Genomic DNA, 17095 nt, shown 5'->3' with positions numbered 1-17095 from the left:
GTCGTGGTCCCGCGAGCGGGCTACGTTACCCGGCGGTAGCGCTGTTCGGGCCGCGGCCCGGCCGGCGCTCCGTCGGCCACCCCGACCGGCCGACGCGCCGTCGGTCGACCGACCGGCCGGCGGCCCCGCCGACACGCGATGGGATGGGCATGACGCAACTGTTCTCGGTCGAAGGCAAGACGGTACTGGTCACCGGCGGGTCGCGGGGGATCGGCCTGATGATCGCCCAGGGCTTCGTCCGCGCCGGCGCGCACGTCGTCATCTCGTCCCGCAAGGCCGACGTGTGCGAGGCGGTCGCCAAGGAACTCTCCGCCGAAGGTCGCTGCGAGGCCATCCCCGCCGACCTGAGCGACGACACCGGCGCCGAGGCGCTCGCCGCCGCCGTGCGTGAACGCTTCGACCGACTCGACGTGCTGGTCAACAACGCGGGCGCCACCTGGGGCGCGCCGCTGGAGAACTACCCGGAGGCCGCGTTCGACAAGCTGTGGGCGGTCAACGTCAAGGCCGTCTTCCGACTCACCACCGCGCTGCTGCCGGCGCTCCGCGCCGCCGCCAACGCCGACGACCCGGCCCGCGTGATCAACATCGGGTCGATCGACGGCATCCGGGTGCCGTGGATGGAGGTGTACGCGTACTCGGCCACCAAGGCCGCCGTGCACATGCTCACCCGCAGCCTGGCCCACCAACTGGCCGGCGAGCAGATCACCGTCAACGCGATAGCGCCCGGCCCGTTCGAGAGCAAGATGATGGCGTTCGCGCTCGACGACCCGGAGAGCCGGGCCGCCATCGAGCAGCAGGTGCCGCTGGGCCGCATCGGACGCCCCGAGGACATGGCCGGCACCGCCATCTACCTCGCCTCGCGCGCCGGCGCGTACCTCACCGGAGCGGTCATTCCCGTCGACGGAGGCATCACCACGCACGGCTGAGCACCGGCTGACCGGGTGAGCTTGTCCGCGTACCCCATGGGGCGGGTGTGCCAGGGCCGCGCGGACTCGGCAGATCCGCGCGGCCCTGGGTTGGCCGGTGTTGCTCTTTTCGGGCGGTCAGCGACCGGCGAGCAGCCGGTTCACCGCCGTGTCGACGTCCAGGTGCTCGGCCTCACGGCCGCGCGGGACGACGACGTACGTCCGTCGAAGGAAACGCACCAGGACGCTGCGCGGCACCTCGAAGAGGGCGTTGCCGTCCGGTGACGAGAGGGCCAGCGCGACGAAATCGCCGCGCGGTGTGGCCCAGGGCCAGACCCGCACATCCCCGATGCCGGCCGGCTCGTCCAGGCCGGTGACCAGAAGTTCGCGAGCGAACGACCAACTCACCGCCTCGCCCCCGGCCGATTCGGCATGGAACAGGACATGGACCGCATACGGGTCAGCAGGGTCGTAACGCAGACTGGCACGCACCGGCAAGGCGGTGGCGTCAGGCGCGACGAGCCTTAGCGACGTCTCGACCTCTACGGTCGTCGGTCGGATGACACTCATGGACGTTCTCCCCCCGGCACCGCTGCGGAACGCGCGTGTCCCGCTTTTCCCATACTCAGGTGCTACTCCTGGCTACGCTCCGCCATACGCTGACTTCACCCAGTGGTGGGAAGGGGGACGGAAAGACCGCGTGAATGTGAGAATTCATGTAGGATTTCCGGTTCTGCCCAGTGCGTGATCCCGCCCGGCATCGGGTGGCTCAGTCGTCGACTTACTCCGGTAACGTCCAGTCGGGCGTTGCAGTGACGGGCCCGAGCGACACTGGGGGGTGAAATGGTGGCGAAGCGATCCTCAGTGGATCCGGCGACAGCGCCCGGCCCGCCGAACGTCGCGGTCCGAGTAGCCGAAAAGCGGGGGTATGAAGTGCCGATGGAACAGCCCGAACGGGCCGATCGGCCGGGGTTCGATGCCGGCCGTGCCGGTGGGATCCTCGTCGTCGCGGACCGGCCGCGCCGCCCCCGCTGGCGTGAACGGATCTCGATGACCCTCGACCTCATCCGCGCCAACCCCACCGGCCGCATCGCACTCAAGATATTCATCGCGATCGCCGGTGCGCTCGTGGTGACCATCGGCATCGCCCTCATCCCGCTACCCGGGCCGGGTTGGCTGCTGGTGATCGCCGGCCTGGGCATCTGGGCCGTCGAATACCACTGGGCGCGCCGGCTGCTCGGCTTCACCCGCCGTCACGTCCACGGCTGGACACAGTGGGTGACGCGACAGTCACTCGGGGTGCGAATCGTGCTCGGTTCTGTCGGCCTCGTCTTCGTCGCCACAGTGGTCTGGCTGTCACTCAAGTACAGCCTCGGCATCGACGTGGTCGCCGAGGCGATGCACTACCTCGCGACGCACTGACCCCCGGGTTTCCGGTCCGGTTCCACGATCGGGTAGAGTCAGTGTCGCTGAGGGCGATTAGCTCAGTGGGAGAGCGCTTCGTTCACACCGAAGAGGTCGCTGGTTCGATACCAGCATCGCCCACCCTTGGTTTGCGCAGGTCAGAAGCCCGTTACCGGATTGCCGGTGACGGGCTTCGCTGATGTGCGGGGTCCACAGTGCGAGGTCGCGCACCCAACGGTCGGTGCTCTGCCCGCCGTGACCGCCGCCACCGTCGCCGACTGCCTCGTCAGGGCACACTTGGGGCCGTGGAACGTCACGAGTTCGGTGCCGCCGTGCGCCAGTTGCGGGAGGGCACCGCCCCGGAGAAGGTGGGCCTGCCGGTCGGCCGTCGACGGACGCAGGGGTTGCGGCGGGAGGAACTCGGCGACCTCGCCGGGATGTCCGCGGACTACGTACGCCGGTTGGAGCAGGGGCGCAGCCATCCGTCGGCCGGCGTGGTGAACGCCATCGCCCGCGCCCTGCGAACCGGGCGGGCCGAGTACGAGCGGCTCTGCGCGCTAGCCGGGTACGCCGCCGCGGACGGGAAGGTGCCGACCGAGGTCGGTCCGGGCGCGATGCGGCTGCTCGAGCGGTTCACCGACACTCCGATGTTCGTCTCCGACGCGGCGATGAACCTGGTCGCCGTGAACGGAGCCTTCCTGGCCCTGGGGCACTGGCAACTCACCGGGGACCCGTGGGAGTGGAACATCGCCTGGCGGTCGTTCTGCGATCCCTTCGACGGTTTCCAGCAGTCCACGGCCGACGCGACCGATCACGAGGCGGTCCTGGTCGCCCGGCTGAGGAGCGCGCAGTTGCGCTACCCCGCCGACGCGTCGCTCGCCGCGCTGGTGGACGAGCTGCGGAGTAGGAGCCGCCGGTTCGACGACCTGTGGCGGGTGCCACGACCGGTGGCCGCCCACGAGAGCAGTGCCGTGTTCATCCATCCGGACGCCGGCGCGGTGACGCTGGTCGGCAGCATGCTCGCCATCCCCGGGGACGATCTGGCGGCGCTGATGCTCACCGCGGCGCCCGGCTCGGCCGACGCGGCGCGTCTCGCCGAGATCGTCGACGCTGCCGGCGAACCGACCATCCTCAGGGTGGGCCAAGCCGGCCCAGGCTAACCACGCCGGATCCGGCCAGATTGGGTGACGTCCCCAGCGACGCCCAACGGAAGCAGGTCCAGCAATGAAGGCAGTACGTTTCCACGAGTTCGGCGGTCCCGAGGTCCTCCGTTACGAGGATGTCGACAGGCCTACCCCTGGTGCCGGTCAGGTCCGCATCCGGGTCGCCGCGACGTCGTTCAACGGCGTCGACGGCAATATCCGGGCCGGTTTCATGCAGGGCCCGATCCCGGTCGAGTTGCCGCACACGCCCGGCCTCGACGTCGCCGGCACTGTCGACGCGCTGGGTGACGGCGTGGACGACGTCGCGGTCGGCGACCGGGTCGTGGGCTTCCTGCCGATGACGGGGACGGGAGCGTCCGCGGAGTACGTGATCGCGCCGGCGGAGATTCTGACGGGTGCACCCGGGAACATCCCGTTGGCCGACGCGGCGGCGCTCCCGCTGGTAGGCCTGACCGCATGGCAGGCGCTGTTCGACCACGGCAAGCTGACCGCCGGTCAGCGGGTGCTGATCAACGGTGCCGGCGGAGCGGTCGGCGGGTACGCCGTGCAGCTGGCCAAGGAGGTCGGCGCCCGGGTGATCGCCACGGCCAGCCCTCGCAGCGCCGACCGGGTCAGGACCGCGGGCGCGGACGAGGTGATCGACCACACCACCACCGACGTGGCCGCAGCGGTGACCGAGCCGGTCGACCTGGTCCTCAACCTCGCGCCGGTCACCCCGGAGCAGTTGGCCGCGCTGGTCACAGTCATCCGGGACGGCGGCACCCTGGTCAACACCACCGTCTGGATGCCCGCCCCTTCCGACGAGGGGCGCGGCGTACGGGGTATCGACCTGTTCGTGCGCAGCGACGCCGATCAGCTCGCCGACCTCGTCGCCCGCGTCGGCACCGGTGAGCTGCACGTCGAGGTCGGCCAACGGGTGCCGCTGGCCGATCTGCCGGCCCTGCACGCGCGGGCCGCCGAGGGTGAGTTGCCGGGCAAGACCGTCGTCCTCGCGCCCACGGCCTGACCCGCCCGGCTCGCACCGCCTCGCTGGCGCTGCTCGACGTCCTCCGGCGCGAGGAGTCGCCGACCTCAGATCGCTGTAGCACCGAAGCCCCAAAGGAGAAACCAGGATGATCCCCGACGACGACCCGTCCCGCACGCTGACCGTGACCGACCCCGACGACCCTGGTACGACGTACATCTCGCTGGTGGGTAACACCTACGGCATGTTGGTCACCGGCGAGCAGACCAACGGCAGGTACTGCCTGATCGACATGCGCGTCCCCGACGGCGGCGGGCCGCCGCCACACCGGCACGACTTCGAGGAGATGTTCACGATCCTGGAGGGCGAGATCGAGTTCACCTTCCGGGGTGAGCGGCACACCGTACGGGCCGGCTCCACGATCAACATCCCGGCCAACGCGCCGCACCACTTCCGCAACGTCTCGGGAGCACCGGCCCGGATGCTCTGCATGTGCACCCCGGCCGGGCAGGACGAGTACTTCATGAGGATCGGTGACGTCGTTGCGGGCGCGGACGCGCCGCCCCCGCAGCTGACACCGGACGAGCTGGTGGAACGCCGCCGGCGTGCGGCGGAACTGGCTTCGACGTACCGCAGCGAATTCCTCTGACACCCGTGCCCGACGACCCGACATCGGGCGGGTCAGGTCTGCAGGCCTGGCCGTTGGATTCGACGACCTCCAGTGCGACACCGTCGCCGAACTTCCGCATCAGTCCCAGGACGTAACGCGCGACGTTGTCACGTCCGACGATGGGCTCCTGGGCCGCCCGTACGACGCCGTGCGGGCGGCCTGGCGACAGACCGCGGTGAAGACCCTGACGTCCGTTTGGCTGCCGGGTGGCGGGTTGAAGCCGGTCGCTCCGGGCTGCAGTTTCACGGTCGGGCTCCGTGGTCGTCGCGGTCGGTGTGGGCTATCCGACGCTCCCCTCCGGTCCGCTCGTGATCTCCCGGCCAACTGGGTGACTATTTGCGACATGCAAATCGGCGGTGACCCCTCAGGCTGAGGGGTCACCGCCGATTACGTGGTCGAACCGGTCAGGCAGCCGAGCAGGCGGTGTCCAGTTCCTTGATGGCTGCTTCCAGGGCCTTCTTGCTCGGCTTGGCGTCGGCGGACTTGTTGTACGCGTCGCTCAGGCTCATCATCTCGTTCTGGATCTTCTCCGAGGCGGCGGTGACTGCCTCGTTGGCGGACATCGAGTGCGCCAGGATCGCTACCGAGCCGGCGGCCCACTGGGCACTGACCGCGAAGTGTCCGGCCGGCGGACCGATCTTCTCGGCCTTGGCGATCTTAGTCGCGTTGTCCGTGATGTCCTTCTTGATATCGGCGCAGGCCTTCACCGTGGCAGCGTCGCTGGCCGGGGTGCTGGCCGCAGTGCTGGGCGGGGCGGCGCTCGAGGCCGCCGCGGACGGTGTGCTTGCGGTGCCCTCAGATTCGGGCTGCGGATCGCAGCCGGACATTGCGATCGCCGCCGCAACGGCCAAGCCGGCCAGGACGGTTCGAGTTCGGTTCATCGATGTTTCCCCCGTGATCTTCATGTTCGGCGCACGCTACCAGCCTTGGTCGATCGGGTGGGGTCAGTAATTGGGGGGCCGGAGAGCACCGATCCCGGGTGCTGGAACTGGATGCCCGGGTCCGCCGTCACTGTGGACGGTGGGCTCCGCGCAGTGCTCGCAAAGGTCCGTCTTGAGGCGGCGGATGTCGGCCCGGCGTCCTGCTGAACACCGAAGAATCGCTGGTTCGACACCAGCATCACCCACGTCTAGTTCACGCAGGTCAGAGTTGCTTCCCGGGCTCGTGAGGTGGCCTTCTGCCTGCCTGGGGAACAGTCGTGGTCGTCGTACCTCTGGTGCGCTTGCTGGAGGTGGCGGTAGACGTGACAGACGTGTTGAGGTTCCAGGATCTACGCGGGTGAGCGACGTGCTGCTGGGCGCGGTGGCAGAGCGGTCCGGCGCGGATATCCATCACTTCAGGATGGGTGCCGATCTCTACAGGAATGTGACCTGAAGACCGCGTTCGAGCTGAAGGGCGATCGGCACCCGCCATTGGTCGTTATCCGAGCGGTTGCCGGGTGACGTGCCAGCGCTGGCGACGCTGGTCGGCTCACGGCAGGTCGATGAGGAGAAATCCCGGTAGCTCAAGCTCACCCGGCGACGTGACGCGGAACGTCCCACCCAACGCTTCCGGTGCCCATCCAGCGCGGATCCCGTAACGGACAAGAACGCGGACGTCCGCAGCTGTCGGATACGGGTACGTCTCCCCGCTGCCGTGCACGTCGGTCTCGACGTACTGATCGCCGGAGGCGACGGTAGGTGACGAGTAGGGCCGCTCGGTCAAGTCGACCTGGAGGGCGCGACCGTTCTTTCCCGCACCCCACACGCGGATCCTTATGTAGCGGTGCAGGCGACCGTCGGGGCCAGGGGCGGACCGGATGTCGGCCTTCCAGGTGAACTCCCGGCCGTCGATGTGTAGCTTGCGTAGCCTCGACCTCATCCGCCCATGCTTCCAACCAGGCGAACACCGTAGCGCCCTGACCCCGCTCAGGAGGGGACAGCTAGACGGTCCGGCCGACAACCGGTGCTGTGGGGCCTGGTTGCTAGCTTGGCTTCTCGACGTCCCCGATACGGGAGCGCACATGCCCAACGTGGCCCTCCTCGCGGGGCCGGTAGTCGAACTGGCCTCCGCCGCGTCGGCTCTGGCAGCCACCACCGGCCTGCAGGTCGTGAGCGCAGGCAACGTCTTCCGTGAACAAGTGCACCAGCAGACTCCGCTGGGCGAAGAGGCGAACGGGTATATGCGGGCCGGACATCTTGTCCCGGATGAGCTGATGGTCAAGGCCGTCGCCGACGCCCTGGCCCACGTCGACGACGGCTGGGTGCTGTACGGCTTTCCCCGCACCCTCCGTCAGGCCGAACTGCTGACGCAGAGCGGTCACGTCCCCGATGCAGTGATCGAACTCGTCCTGAGTGAGGACCAGCTCCGCCTGGCCGTCCACCGCCGGGTAGAACGACGGATAGAACTGGACTCCCCGCAAGCTTCGCGACGCGAGGAACTCCTGCTGATGTACGCGCATTCACAGGAGAACCACCAGGAGCAGATCGAGCCGCTGCGCGCCTACTACCGGACCCATGGCCTGTTGCACACCGTCAGCGGGTTCGGCGACGTTGACGATGTGGCAGCCAGACTGATCTCCGTCGCCGGCGATGACCAACGCCGCCGGTGAGATCGGGCAGGTAGGTCGGTGTCAGGAGCAGGGGCAGTGGGAACGGCGCGACGCGTCAGCGGAAGGCGGCGATGTTGCGCGTTGCCCAGTCGGCGAAGGGGCGTGGTGGTCGACCCAGGACCTCGGCAACGTCAGGGCTGATCCGCTGTTCGGAGTTGGTGGGCGTACCGAGGATCGCCAGCGTGCCCTCGACCACCGGTGGCGGCATGAACCGCAGCATCTGCGCGCGGGCTTCGTCGGGCGTCTGGTCCACGAAGCCGATCGGCTCGCCGAGCGCGGCGGCGAGGTCGGCGACCCGTTCGCGTGGCGTGCTCAGGGCCGGGCCGGTCAGTTCGTAGGTGCGGCCGTCGTGTGAGCGGTCGCGCAGCGCGGTGGCCGCCACTTCGGCGATGTCGGCCGGGTCGACCACGGGCAGACCGACGTCGCCGAACGGCGCGGACACCATCCGCGAGCCCCGGATGGGTTCGGTCCAGGCAAGGGCGTTGGAGGCGAAGCCGCCGGGGCGCAGGATCGTCCAGCCGAGGCCGGATCGACGGACGAGGTCCTCGATGGCGTGCAGGGGCGCGTGTGACGGTGAGTCCGGCCGTGTGACGACCGCCTGCGAGGACTGAAGCACGATGCGCTTCACGCCACCGGCTGCGGCGACCCGCAGGATCTCGCGCATGTCGAGATGGGCTCCGGCGCCCTCCACGAGCAGGTACAGCGCCTCGGCGTCGGTGAGCACCGGGCTCAGGCTCTCCGGCCGTTCGAGGTCCGCGCGATGGTGGCGAATCCCGTCCGGCAGGGCGATCGGGCGTCGTCCCCGGGATACCGCCGTCACAGCGGAGCCCGAAGCCGCGAGAAGTGACGAGAGCGTGCTGCCGACATTTCCGGTGGCTCCTACCACGACAAACATCTCTGAGTCTCCATTTCGACCGCATCGTTCGCGCGGTTGAAGGAGACGCTAGTAGCGCCGATATAGTAGGTACCTAGAGGATAGTAATGGGTTTGTGACGGAGGGCACGTGCAGCAATCGACGGATCCCGAGCTGGCGTGCCCGGTCGCGCCGGTCGTCGACATCGTGTTCAGCCGGTGGACCACACCGATCCTGTGGGCCTTGCACGAATACGGTAGGCAGCGCTTTGTGGAGTTGGAGCGCCGACTGACCAGCATCACGCCCAAGGTGCTCACGCAGCGGCTCCGCCAACTCGAACGCGACGGCCTCGTGACGCGCACCTACCACGCCGAGGTGCCCCCTCGGGTCGAGTACGAGATCACCGAGTTGGGTGCGAGCCTCGGCCCGCTCTTCGCGCACCTGGCCACGTGGGCCGACGCCAGCCTCGGAGAGGTGGAACGAGCACGGCGGGCATACGAAGCCGGGCGATGAGGCCGCGCCGACGTGATCGAGACCTCCGGCAACGCCATCAACCTGCCGCCAGCCGATGCGCCGCCGGTAACCCCGGTGTCGGCATACCCGCTATGTCTCCTCGCGGACGTGCCTAGCTCGCCACCGCCCCACGGCGACACCTTGTCCAGTGGGTACAGCTCGAACCGGAACCTGATCATCGAGGTAGTGCCCCGGTGACGTCCGGGCTGGCGTTGACGGTGGCGACGATCGGGGCCGGCAGCGGGTAGACGCGTTCGACAGGCAGGAGGGCCGCTGCCTGCTGTTCGTCGCCGCTACGCAGAAGGTCCCGGACGCGGTGCACGGCGGGGGTGATGTCCGTGATGGTCACCGTCCAGTCGTCGGCGTACCGATCGACCGCCTCGCCGGACAACCCGACCTGCAACGACCGGTACGGCAGCGCCGTGAGATGCGGTGACCGTTCCGGATCCCACTGAACCCGTACGGGGCTGGTCTTCAGGTGCCGTGACCAGGTCGCCCTGTCACCGTGCAGGTCCCGGTCGTAGTGGCTCAGGCAGGCTCGCGCCAGCGCCCACTCGAACCCCTCCCGCGTGATGTCGATGGACAGCACACGCTCCTGCCCTGGCTTGGTGGCCCAGCCGCTGCGGTACATCATCCACAGGAACGACGGTTTGATCCACGTCATCCGATCTCGCTTGAAGGGGGCCACGAGGCGGTTGGCTGCCACCGCCGGCAGCGCGATCTGCGCGGGGTACGCCTGGTAGACGGTGATGGTGTCGGCCGAGTATCGGGCGCGGACCTGACGGGTGGGTACGGACACCGCTTGATCGTCACCGATCGGGAGTCGACTGCTCAACCGTGATTTCGCCGTAGCGGTGCTCTAGGCTTCCGACGTGGCGGCGCTGATCGAGATCGTGTCTGTCATCGGCGCTGCTCCGACAGTCGTGTTCGACTTGGAACGTGACGTGGATGTTCATGCCGCGTCGCTGCCCGGTAGCCAGGAGACGGCCACTACCAGCACAGGTCGACGCCGCCTCACGCTCGGGGACGAGGTCACTTTCCGCGCTCGACATTTCGGTCTGCGCTGGAGCATGACCAGCCGTATCACCGCCTACGAACGCCCGCACCGCTTCGTCGACGAGCAGACGCAGGGTCCCTTCCGCGCCCTCCGTCACGAACACCTCTTTCGAGACGTCGACGGCGGGACGCAGATGATCGACCGAATGACCGTCACCGCACCTCTGGGGCCGTTGGGAGCGGTGGTGACCCGCGCGCTCGTCGCGCCGTATCTGCGACGGCTGCTCACGCAGCGAGCAGCCCACATCAAGCTCGTGGCGGAAGCCTCATTCGCTCAGCCCGATCGATGAGCCGTGCGGTGCGACGGGCAAGCGTCGCCCTCAGCGCTAGATCTCCAGCCGGAGCCCGGCCCACCGGTCGAGCCATCCCTTGGCCTTGACGCGGCGCTGGACCGTTGCGCGCCCCGCTGCGTTGTCGAAGGCCGGTGAGGGGCGGACCACCAATCCCACCAGGTCAGTCAGGCCGTGGCAGGCCACCAGGCGAACAGAGTCGCCCCGCAGGGTCACCGCGACGCAGGTCGCCGTTTCGGGCCAGCGCGATATCGCGTCCAGGGTGGACGTGTAGGGCTCCTCGCCGTTGCGCAGGTGCATCCGGGCCTGGTTGCGAATCTCCCACGGCACCTCGGGCAGGACCACTGCGGCGCGGGCTTCGGCGCGGGCGTCCTCGCCCGGGTCGAGCTTCCCCGGGTCGAAGTAGGCGACATCCACGTCGCGCTCCGGCAAGGCGGGGAGGTTGCTGATGGCGTCCCAGACGCGGTTGCGGACGAAGCCGGCGCCGATCCACCAGTCCGGTAGCCCCAGGCTGGCCGCAGCCCGAAGGACTCTCATCGCTGCGGGGTCTGACTCGATCACGCCCACAACGTCCCGCGCACTCATGACCATTGTCGTCCCTTCGAGACACGCGTCAGCCGCGGAGCAACTGCTTCTCGGGTGATTCGGCGACCTGGCGGGCCACGCGTACGAAGGCCGCCACCGCGGGTGAGCGTGACTCGGCCGGCCAGGCCACCTTCAGCGTCACCGGATCGAGTTCCGGCACGGGGCGGAAGGCGGTGCCCGGCCGGGAGTACCGCCGAGCCACCCATTCCGGCAGGAACCACACGGCGGTGCCCACCTCGACCAGGTTGAAGATCTGCGCGAGGTCCAGCGGCCGCCGCTTGCCCACCATGCGGGCCTCCTCGGCCGGTGACCCGTCCGGGAGTCGACGGCCGGCCAAATCGGCAAGGCGGATGGTCGTCCGCGCTGCCAGCGGGTCGGCGGCCGGCAGCGCCACCACGCTCGGCCCGGTCAGCAACAGCTCGCTGTCCAACCCGTCCTCGTCTTCGAGCGCCGGGATCAGCGCCACGTCGGCACGCCCGTCGCGCAACGCCGGCACCTGCTCGCCGCGTCCGCCGAGCAGCAGCTCGACCGGCATGACGTCGTACGCCTCCAGGATCAGCGGCAGAAGGCCACCGTCGTAGTCGGCCTTGAGCGCCAACCGCAGGGCCGGCGTCTCCTGCCCGGCCCGGTGGGCCCGGCGCTGGGCGGCGCCGATCGCGTCCAGTGCCAGCTTGGCGTCGGTCAGCAGGGTCTCGCCGGCCGGGGTCAACGCCACCTGTCGCGTGGTGCGGATCAGAAGCTGGACGCCGAGCTGCCGTTCCAGGTTGCGGATGGCACGCGACAGCGGCGGCTGGGCCATGCCGAGCCGGTCGGCGGCCCGCCCGAAGTGCCGCTCCTCGGCGACCGCCACGAAGTAGCGGAGCTGCCGCGTCTCCAGATCACTCATATCGTCACGGTATCAATCCAGAGGGAGACGGTCTTTCCGCTTCACCGCTGATCCGCGTTGACTGGCTACGTCAGATTCCCCACCGAACAGGGATGAAAGCCATGATTGTGGTAACCGCTCCGACCGGCACCATCGGCGGCCGTCTGGTCCAGGATCTGCTCGACGTCGGCGCGCCCGTGCGGGTGGTGGCCCGTGACCCCGCTCGGCTGGCACCGGGCGTCGTCGAGCGGGTCGAGGTCGTCCAGGGTTCGCACGGCGACCCGGCAGTCGCCGCCGAGGCGTTCGCCGGTGCCACTGCCGTCTTCTGGCTGGTGCTGGCCGACCCGCTGTCGGCAAGCCTGGACGAGGCGTACTCCGGCTTCACCCGCCCGGTGCTCGACGCGCTGGCCACCGTCCCGCGCGTGGTCGGCATCTCGGCGCTGGGCCGCGGCACGCCGGCGGCCGGGCGGGCGGGGCACGTCACCGCGACGCTCGCGATGGACGACCTGATCGCCGCGACCGGCGTACCGTACCGGGCCTTGACCATGCCGTCCTTCATGGACAACGTGCTGTGGCAGCTCGCCCCGATCACCCGGCAGGGCGTCCTGTACGGCCCCACCGCGCCGGACCTGTCCGCGCCCACGGTCGCCGCCCGGGACATCGCCGCGACGGCCGCCCGCCTGCTGCGCGACGACACGTGGACCGGCTTCGAGGAGGTGCCCGTTCTCGGCCCGGAGGATCTCACCCAGAACGAGATGGCCGCCGTCATCGCCGACGTGCTCGGCCGTCCCGTCCGCTACCAGCAGGTCTCCGGTGAGGCATACAAGAAGGACATGCTGCGGGCCGGCCGCTCCGAGGCCATCGCGCAGGGCCTGCTCGACATGGCCGTGGCCAAGAACGAGGGCCTGGACAACGGCGTGGCCCGCACCCCTGAGTGGAGTACGCCGACCACCTTCCGCCAGTGGTGCCTCGACGTGCTGAAGCCCGCCGCCGACGCCTGACCGGCCGGCTGCGGGCCGCGCCAGGCGCCGCAGCGCGAATCGCGAAGCCGGTCTTCGGTGCCATCCACCGCGTACCTCGGATCACGCCGTTCGGCCCGCGCTCGACCCCGCCCCCGTGGCGGGTCGCTCCGAGCGCGGGCCGAGGGCGCGCGCCTCGGCGGTCATCTCCTCCGTCGGTATCGGGCCGGTCCTGACATGCGTTCGCGCGTCAGGAGCGACCGCGCGCGGGCCGCGGCCTGATGCAGCCACGGGCGGGGCCAGCGATGCTCCCGCCCCAGCGGCGGCCGACGACCCGGGGATCTGCCGGGGCGGCTTGTCGCGAGGATCGGGCGCGCATGCTGGCCCGGGAGGCTGGCGGTATAGGAAACCAGGAGCCTGGTGTGGACGAGTTCGCTGTCGGCGATGACGCGGAACGTCCGGTCGCCGATGCCGGAATCGCAGTGGACGCAGCCGAGTGCGAGCAGCGGAAGCCCCGTGCGCCCGGCGGGCCAGGGCAGCGCGGTATGGGGACGCGTAGACATGATCTCTCCAAAGACCTGACGGAAGGCATGGGAACGAACCGACGGGGACGTCGGCAACCCAGGCGCGGGGAACGTGTCAGGTCTGGAGAGCAGGCGGTGTCACGCGGGGTGAGGTCCTCTCGTGAATGCGTCAGAGGTGGATACGTGATCGCACGGTAGGCCGGACCGGGTCGGCGAGGCCATCCATTTCGGCGCGGTGTCGGGCGGTCGCCGGCCATCGGCAGGCCCGTGACCGGGGTGGCCGGTGAGGGGAAATCGGCGAAACGTCGGCATTGGCGCGTGGTGAACGACGGGTATCCCAGATGGTGGTCGTGCGCCGATCATTGCCCGGAGATCGACATGAGTCATTCTCACCTCCCTGTGGATCGTCCGGGCGCGGAGGGCGAGACGTCGGCACCGTAGCCGGGCGATACCGAACGGCCCTGCTCCGCGTCCCCCGGAGGATCGCCATGCCCCGTACCGCTCTCCGTAACCGGCTCGCGGCGTTCACCGCCGCCACAGTGACCGCGAGCGTCCTGACGGTCATCCCGCCGTCTCCCGCCCTGGCCGCCACCACGTTCGCCGCCAACGACTACTGCCTCGGGCAGTGCGCCGACATCCTGCCCCCGGGGCAGAACGGCAACGCCACGCTCGTCGCCATCCTGGCGCACCAGGCGCTCGGCACCCGTCCGGCGCACTCCAGCGACCAACTCGACGAGTACGCGAACCTGGTCTACAACTACGCCGGGCTGACCGACGAGCAGATCGCCCACTTCTACAACGACGCCTCGTTCGGCGTCCCGGCCGGGCAGGTGGAGAGCACCGTCTCGCCGCGCGCGGACGTCACTATCGTGCGGGACAAGGCCACCGGCGTCCCCCACATCACCGGCACCACCCGCGGCGGCACGATGTTCGGCGCCGGTTACGCCGGAGCCCAGGACCGGCTCTGGGTAATGGACCTGCTGCGGCACGTCGGTCGCGGCAACGTCACCTCGTTCGCCGGCGGCGCGCCGGGCAACCGGGAGCTGGAGCAGAGCGTCTGGGCGAACTCCCCGTACACCGAGGCCGACCTCCAGGCCCAGGTCGAGGCACTGCGCACCAAGGGCGCGCGGGGCCAGCAGCTCTACACCGACGTTGTCGACTACATCGCCGGCATCAACGCCTACATCGACAAGTCGATCGCCGAGGACAACTACCCGGGCGAGTACGTGCTCGCCGGCGCCGGCAAGCCGAAGCACTTCACCATGACCGACCTGATCGCCACCGCCGGCGTGATCGGCGGCCTCTTCGGCGGAGGCGGCGGCAGCGAAATCCAGTCCGCCCTGGTCCGGGTCGCCGCCCGAGCCAAGTACGGCGCCACCGAGGGCGACCGGGTGTGGGCGGCGTTCCGTTCGCAGAACGACCCGGAGACCGTGCTCACCCTGCACGACGGGCAGAGCTTCCCGTACGGGGCGACGCCACCGGGCGCGACCAGCGCCGTGCTCCCCGACGCCGGGACGGTGGTCGCCGAACCCCTCGCCTACGACCAGAGCGGCGGGGCAGCCTCCCGCGCCGGGGCCAGCACCGCCACCAAGGAGCTGCTCGGAGGCCTGTCCAACCTGCGCGCACACGGCATGTCCAACGCCGTGGTGGTCTCCGGGCGGCACACCACCACCGGCAACCCGGTCGCCGTGTTCGGCCCGCAGACCGGCTACTTCGCCCCGCAACTGCTCATGCTCCAGGAGTTGCAGGGGCCGGGGATCAGCGCACGAGGCGCGGCGTTCGCCGGGTTGAACCTCTACGTGCTGCTCGGCCGGGGTCAGGACTACGCGTGGAGCGCCACGTCCGCCTCGCAGGACCTCACCGACACGTACGCGGTGCCGCTGTGCACCACCGACGGCAGCGCCCCGACGCTGCGCACCAACCGCTACCTCTACCGTGGGCAGTGCCTCGCCATGGAGGCGCTGGAGCAGCGCAACTCCTGGTCCCCGACGATTGCCGACTCCACCCCGGCCGGGTCGTACACCCTGCGGGCGTTGCGCACCAAGTACGGGTTGGTGGCCTACCGGGGCCTGGTCAACGGCCAGCCGACGGCGTTCACCAAGCTGCGCTCCACCTACCGGCACGAGGCGGACTCGGCGATCGGCTTCCAGGCGTTCAACGACCCGTCGGCGATGGGCGACGCAGCGGCCTTCCAGGCGTCCGCGGCCAGCGTCGGCTACGCGTTCAACTGGTTCTACGTCAACTCGACCGAGGCGGCGTACTACAACTCCGGCTCGAACCCGGTCCGTCCGGCCACCGCCGACCCGAACCTTCCCACGAAGGCCGAGGCGGCGTACGAGTGGGCCGGCTGGAACCCGGACACCAACGACGCCACCTACACCCCGGCGTCGGCGCATCCGCAGTCGGTCAACCAGGACTACTACGTCAGTTGGAACAACAAGCAGGCGCGCGACTTCGGGGCGGCCGACGGCAACTTCAGCTTCGGCTCCGTACACCGTGGTCAGTTGCTCGACGGCCCGGTGCGCGCCGCGATCGCCCAGCGCAAGCTCGGCCGCGCCGACGTCGTCAAGATCATGGCGGACGCGGCGGTGACCGACCTGCGCGGCCAGCAGGTTCTCGGCGACCTGCTGCGGGTGCTGGACAGCACACCGGTCACCGATCCGGCGCTGGCCGACGCGGCGAGCAAGTTGCGGGCCTGGCAGCAGGCCGGCGCCCGCCGGGTGGAGACCGCCCCCGGCTCCAAGGTCTACCAGCACGCCGACGCCATCCGGATCTTCGACGCATGGTGGCCGCTGCTGGCCTCGGCGCAGTTCCGCCCCGGCCTCGGGCCGGACCTCTACGCCGCGCTGGTCGACGCCATCGAGGTGAACGAGGCGCCGTCGGGCGGCCAGAACGGCGGGCGCGACGGCACCGCGAACTGGGCGTTGCAGGGCCAGGCGCACAAGGGCTCGTCGTTCCAGCACGGCTGGTGGGGCTACGTCGACAAGGACCTGCGCGGCGTGCTCGGCGACCCGGTGGCCGGTGGGCTGGGCCGCTCGTACTGCGGCAACGGCAACCTCGGCGCGTGCCGGCAGGCCCTGCTCGACACGCTCGGGCAGGCCGCCGCGGTGCCGGCGACCACCGTCTACCCGGGCGACAAGTCCTGCGGGGCCGGCGACCAGTGGTGCGCCGACTCGATCGCCCACTCCGGGCTCGGCGGCATCACCCACCCGGTGATCGCCTGGCAGAACCGCCCCACCTACCAGCAGGTCGTCTCCTTCCCGGCGCGCCGGGGCGACGACGTCACCAACCTGGCCCAGGGCCGCCCGGCCACCGCGTCGAGCACCCAGTTCCTGACCAGCAACACCCCGGACAAGGCGGTCGACGGCAGCCTGAGCAGCCGGTGGGCCAGCAGCTACAACGACAACCAGTGGCTCCGGGTCGACCTCGGCGCGGCCCGCAGCGTCAGCCGGGCGGTGCTGCGCTGGGAGGCCGCCTACGGCACCTCGTACCGCATCGAGGTCTCCGGCGACGGCAACTCCTGGACGCCGGTGTTCACCACCACCACCGGCAACGGCGGCGTCGACAACGCCACCTTCGCCCCGGTCACCGCCCGCTACGTGCGGGTGTACGGAGTCAAACGCGCCACCTCGTACGGCTTCTCGCTCTACGAGTTCGAGCTGTACGGACGGTGACCGCACCGGAGGGTCGGCGGGCGATCCCCGCCGGCCCTCCGTGGCGTGCGGAAAGTGCTTGTGGGTAGGGGCGCGGCCTG

At 69.9% G+C, this 17095-nt stretch carries 17 protein-coding genes and 1 tRNA gene; 11 read left to right on the top strand and 7 right to left on the bottom strand.

All coding sequences use genetic code 11. The features are described 5' to 3' along the window. Nucleotides 1-149: 149 nt before the first annotated feature. Nucleotides 150-926, top strand: a complete 777-nt coding sequence (locus O3438_RS13605; RefSeq protein WP_269680324.1) for a glucose 1-dehydrogenase — start codon at nt 150-152, stop codon at nt 924-926. 117 nt (nt 927-1043) lie between these two features. Here the strand turns inward: O3438_RS13605 and O3438_RS13600 are convergent, their stop codons facing one another. Next, nucleotides 1044-1475, bottom strand: coding sequence for an SsgA family sporulation/cell division regulator (locus O3438_RS13600; protein ID WP_007457244.1), 432 nt, complete (start codon nt 1473-1475; stop codon nt 1044-1046). Nucleotides 1476-1748: 273 nt separating this feature from the next. On the opposite strand from O3438_RS13600, the gene O3438_RS13595 reads away from it, so the two are divergent. The 5 genes from O3438_RS13595 (at nt 1749) to O3438_RS13575 (ending at nt 5085) form a co-directional block, all read left to right on the top strand. Continuing rightward, nucleotides 1749-2327: a TIGR02611 family protein gene (locus tag O3438_RS13595; protein WP_269680323.1), complete on the top strand. Its 579-nt coding sequence runs from the start codon at nt 1749-1751 to the stop codon at nt 2325-2327. A 51-nt stretch (nt 2328-2378) separates the two neighbouring features. Next, nucleotides 2379-2450, top strand: a tRNA-Val gene (locus tag O3438_RS13590). Between the two features lie 164 nt (nt 2451-2614). Further along, entirely contained in the window at nt 2615-3469 is an 855-nt protein-coding gene (locus tag O3438_RS13585; RefSeq protein WP_269680322.1) for a helix-turn-helix domain-containing protein, read from the top strand. A gap of 64 nt (nt 3470-3533) precedes the next feature. Then, nucleotides 3534-4478, top strand: coding sequence for an NADP-dependent oxidoreductase (locus O3438_RS13580; RefSeq protein WP_269680321.1), 945 nt, complete (start codon nt 3534-3536; stop codon nt 4476-4478). Nucleotides 4479-4584: 106 nt separating this feature from the next. Continuing rightward, a complete protein-coding gene (locus O3438_RS13575) occupies nt 4585-5085 on the top strand; it encodes a cupin domain-containing protein (protein WP_269680320.1) in 501 nt (166 codons plus the stop codon). A 425-nt stretch (nt 5086-5510) separates the two neighbouring features. On the opposite strand, the gene O3438_RS13570 is transcribed toward O3438_RS13575, so the two are convergent. Together O3438_RS13570 and O3438_RS13565 are read right to left on the bottom strand one after the other, a co-directional pair. Further along, complete coding sequence (locus O3438_RS13570; protein WP_269680319.1) at nt 5511-6011, bottom strand: hypothetical protein; 501 nt, start codon at nt 6009-6011, stop codon at nt 5511-5513. A 565-nt stretch (nt 6012-6576) separates the two neighbouring features. Continuing rightward, on the bottom strand, nt 6577-6966 hold the full coding sequence (locus O3438_RS13565) for an integrase (protein WP_269680318.1): 390 nt from the start codon (nt 6964-6966) through the stop codon (nt 6577-6579). Between the two features lie 142 nt (nt 6967-7108). Here O3438_RS13565 and O3438_RS13560 point away from each other — a divergent pair, with 142 nt between their 5' ends. After that, entirely contained in the window at nt 7109-7696 is a 588-nt protein-coding gene (locus O3438_RS13560) for a nucleoside monophosphate kinase (RefSeq protein ID WP_269680317.1), read from the top strand. 55 nt (nt 7697-7751) lie between these two features. On the opposite strand, the gene O3438_RS13555 is transcribed toward O3438_RS13560, so the two are convergent. After that, nucleotides 7752-8591, bottom strand: coding sequence for an NAD(P)H-binding protein (locus tag O3438_RS13555; RefSeq protein WP_269680316.1), 840 nt, complete (start codon nt 8589-8591; stop codon nt 7752-7754). 108 nt (nt 8592-8699) lie between these two features. Here O3438_RS13555 and O3438_RS13550 point away from each other — a divergent pair, with 108 nt between their 5' ends. Beyond that, the gene (locus tag O3438_RS13550) at nt 8700-9062 is read left to right on the top strand and encodes a winged helix-turn-helix transcriptional regulator (protein WP_269680315.1); all 363 of its coding nucleotides are present in this window, start codon (nt 8700-8702) and stop codon (nt 9060-9062) included. 175 nt (nt 9063-9237) lie between these two features. On the opposite strand, the gene O3438_RS13545 is transcribed toward O3438_RS13550, so the two are convergent. After that, nucleotides 9238-9861 (bottom strand): DUF4291 domain-containing protein, encoded by a 624-nt coding sequence (locus tag O3438_RS13545; RefSeq protein ID WP_269680314.1) that lies wholly within the window; start codon nt 9859-9861, stop codon nt 9238-9240. Between the two features lie 73 nt (nt 9862-9934). Between O3438_RS13545 and O3438_RS13540 the strand changes: the two genes are divergently transcribed. Beyond that, nucleotides 9935-10408, top strand: a complete 474-nt coding sequence (locus O3438_RS13540) for an SRPBCC family protein (RefSeq protein ID WP_269680313.1) — start codon at nt 9935-9937, stop codon at nt 10406-10408. 36 nt (nt 10409-10444) lie between these two features. Here the strand turns inward: O3438_RS13540 and O3438_RS13535 are convergent, their stop codons facing one another. Continuing rightward, nucleotides 10445-10945 carry a nucleotidyltransferase family protein gene (locus tag O3438_RS13535; protein ID WP_269680312.1) on the bottom strand — a complete coding sequence of 167 codons (501 nt, stop codon included), beginning with the start codon at nt 10943-10945 and terminating at the stop codon, nt 10445-10447. Between the two features lie 76 nt (nt 10946-11021). Next, nucleotides 11022-11879, bottom strand: a complete 858-nt coding sequence (locus O3438_RS13530; protein WP_269680311.1) for a LysR family transcriptional regulator — start codon at nt 11877-11879, stop codon at nt 11022-11024. 101 nt (nt 11880-11980) lie between these two features. On the opposite strand from O3438_RS13530, the gene O3438_RS13525 reads away from it, so the two are divergent. After that, a complete protein-coding gene (locus O3438_RS13525) occupies nt 11981-12859 on the top strand; it encodes an NmrA family NAD(P)-binding protein (RefSeq protein ID WP_269680310.1) in 879 nt (292 codons plus the stop codon). Between the two features lie 970 nt (nt 12860-13829). Further along, nucleotides 13830-17015, top strand: a complete 3186-nt coding sequence (locus tag O3438_RS13520) for a penicillin acylase family protein (RefSeq protein WP_269680309.1) — start codon at nt 13830-13832, stop codon at nt 17013-17015. Nucleotides 17016-17095: the final 80 nt, after the last annotated feature.

The organism is Micromonospora sp. WMMC250 (assembly GCF_027460215.1).
GTDB classification, from domain to species: domain Bacteria; phylum Actinomycetota; class Actinomycetes; order Mycobacteriales; family Micromonosporaceae; genus Micromonospora; species Micromonospora taraxaci.
The sequence above is the reverse complement of the archived record's forward strand: the minus strand, read 5'-3'. Positions and strand labels throughout refer to the sequence as shown.

What these genes read in the sequence shown, in the direction of transcription:
- O3438_RS13575 (WP_269680320.1), top strand. Translation starts at nt 4,585, where the DNA reads ATGATCCCCGACGACGACCCGTCCCGCACGCTGACCGTGACCGACCCC.
- O3438_RS13565 (WP_269680318.1), bottom strand. Translation starts at nt 6,966, where the DNA reads ATGAGGTCGAGGCTACGCAAGCTACACATCGACGGCCGGGAGTTCACC.
- O3438_RS13595 (WP_269680323.1), top strand. Translation starts at nt 1,749, where the DNA reads ATGGTGGCGAAGCGATCCTCAGTGGATCCGGCGACAGCGCCCGGCCCG.
- O3438_RS13525 (WP_269680310.1), top strand. Translation starts at nt 11,981, where the DNA reads ATGATTGTGGTAACCGCTCCGACCGGCACCATCGGCGGCCGTCTGGTC.
- O3438_RS13530 (WP_269680311.1), bottom strand. Translation starts at nt 11,879, where the DNA reads ATGAGTGATCTGGAGACGCGGCAGCTCCGCTACTTCGTGGCGGTCGCC.
- O3438_RS13570 (WP_269680319.1), bottom strand. Translation starts at nt 6,011, where the DNA reads ATGAAGATCACGGGGGAAACATCGATGAACCGAACTCGAACCGTCCTG.
- O3438_RS13605 (WP_269680324.1), top strand. Translation starts at nt 150, where the DNA reads ATGACGCAACTGTTCTCGGTCGAAGGCAAGACGGTACTGGTCACCGGC.
- O3438_RS13560 (WP_269680317.1), top strand. Translation starts at nt 7,109, where the DNA reads ATGCCCAACGTGGCCCTCCTCGCGGGGCCGGTAGTCGAACTGGCCTCC.
- O3438_RS13535 (WP_269680312.1), bottom strand. Translation starts at nt 10,945, where the DNA reads ATGAGAGTCCTTCGGGCTGCGGCCAGCCTGGGGCTACCGGACTGGTGG.
- O3438_RS13555 (WP_269680316.1), bottom strand. Translation starts at nt 8,591, where the DNA reads ATGTTTGTCGTGGTAGGAGCCACCGGAAATGTCGGCAGCACGCTCTCG.
- O3438_RS13600 (WP_007457244.1), bottom strand. Translation starts at nt 1,475, where the DNA reads ATGAGTGTCATCCGACCGACGACCGTAGAGGTCGAGACGTCGCTAAGG.
- O3438_RS13520 (WP_269680309.1), top strand. Translation starts at nt 13,830, where the DNA reads ATGCCCCGTACCGCTCTCCGTAACCGGCTCGCGGCGTTCACCGCCGCC.
- O3438_RS13580 (WP_269680321.1), top strand. Translation starts at nt 3,534, where the DNA reads ATGAAGGCAGTACGTTTCCACGAGTTCGGCGGTCCCGAGGTCCTCCGT.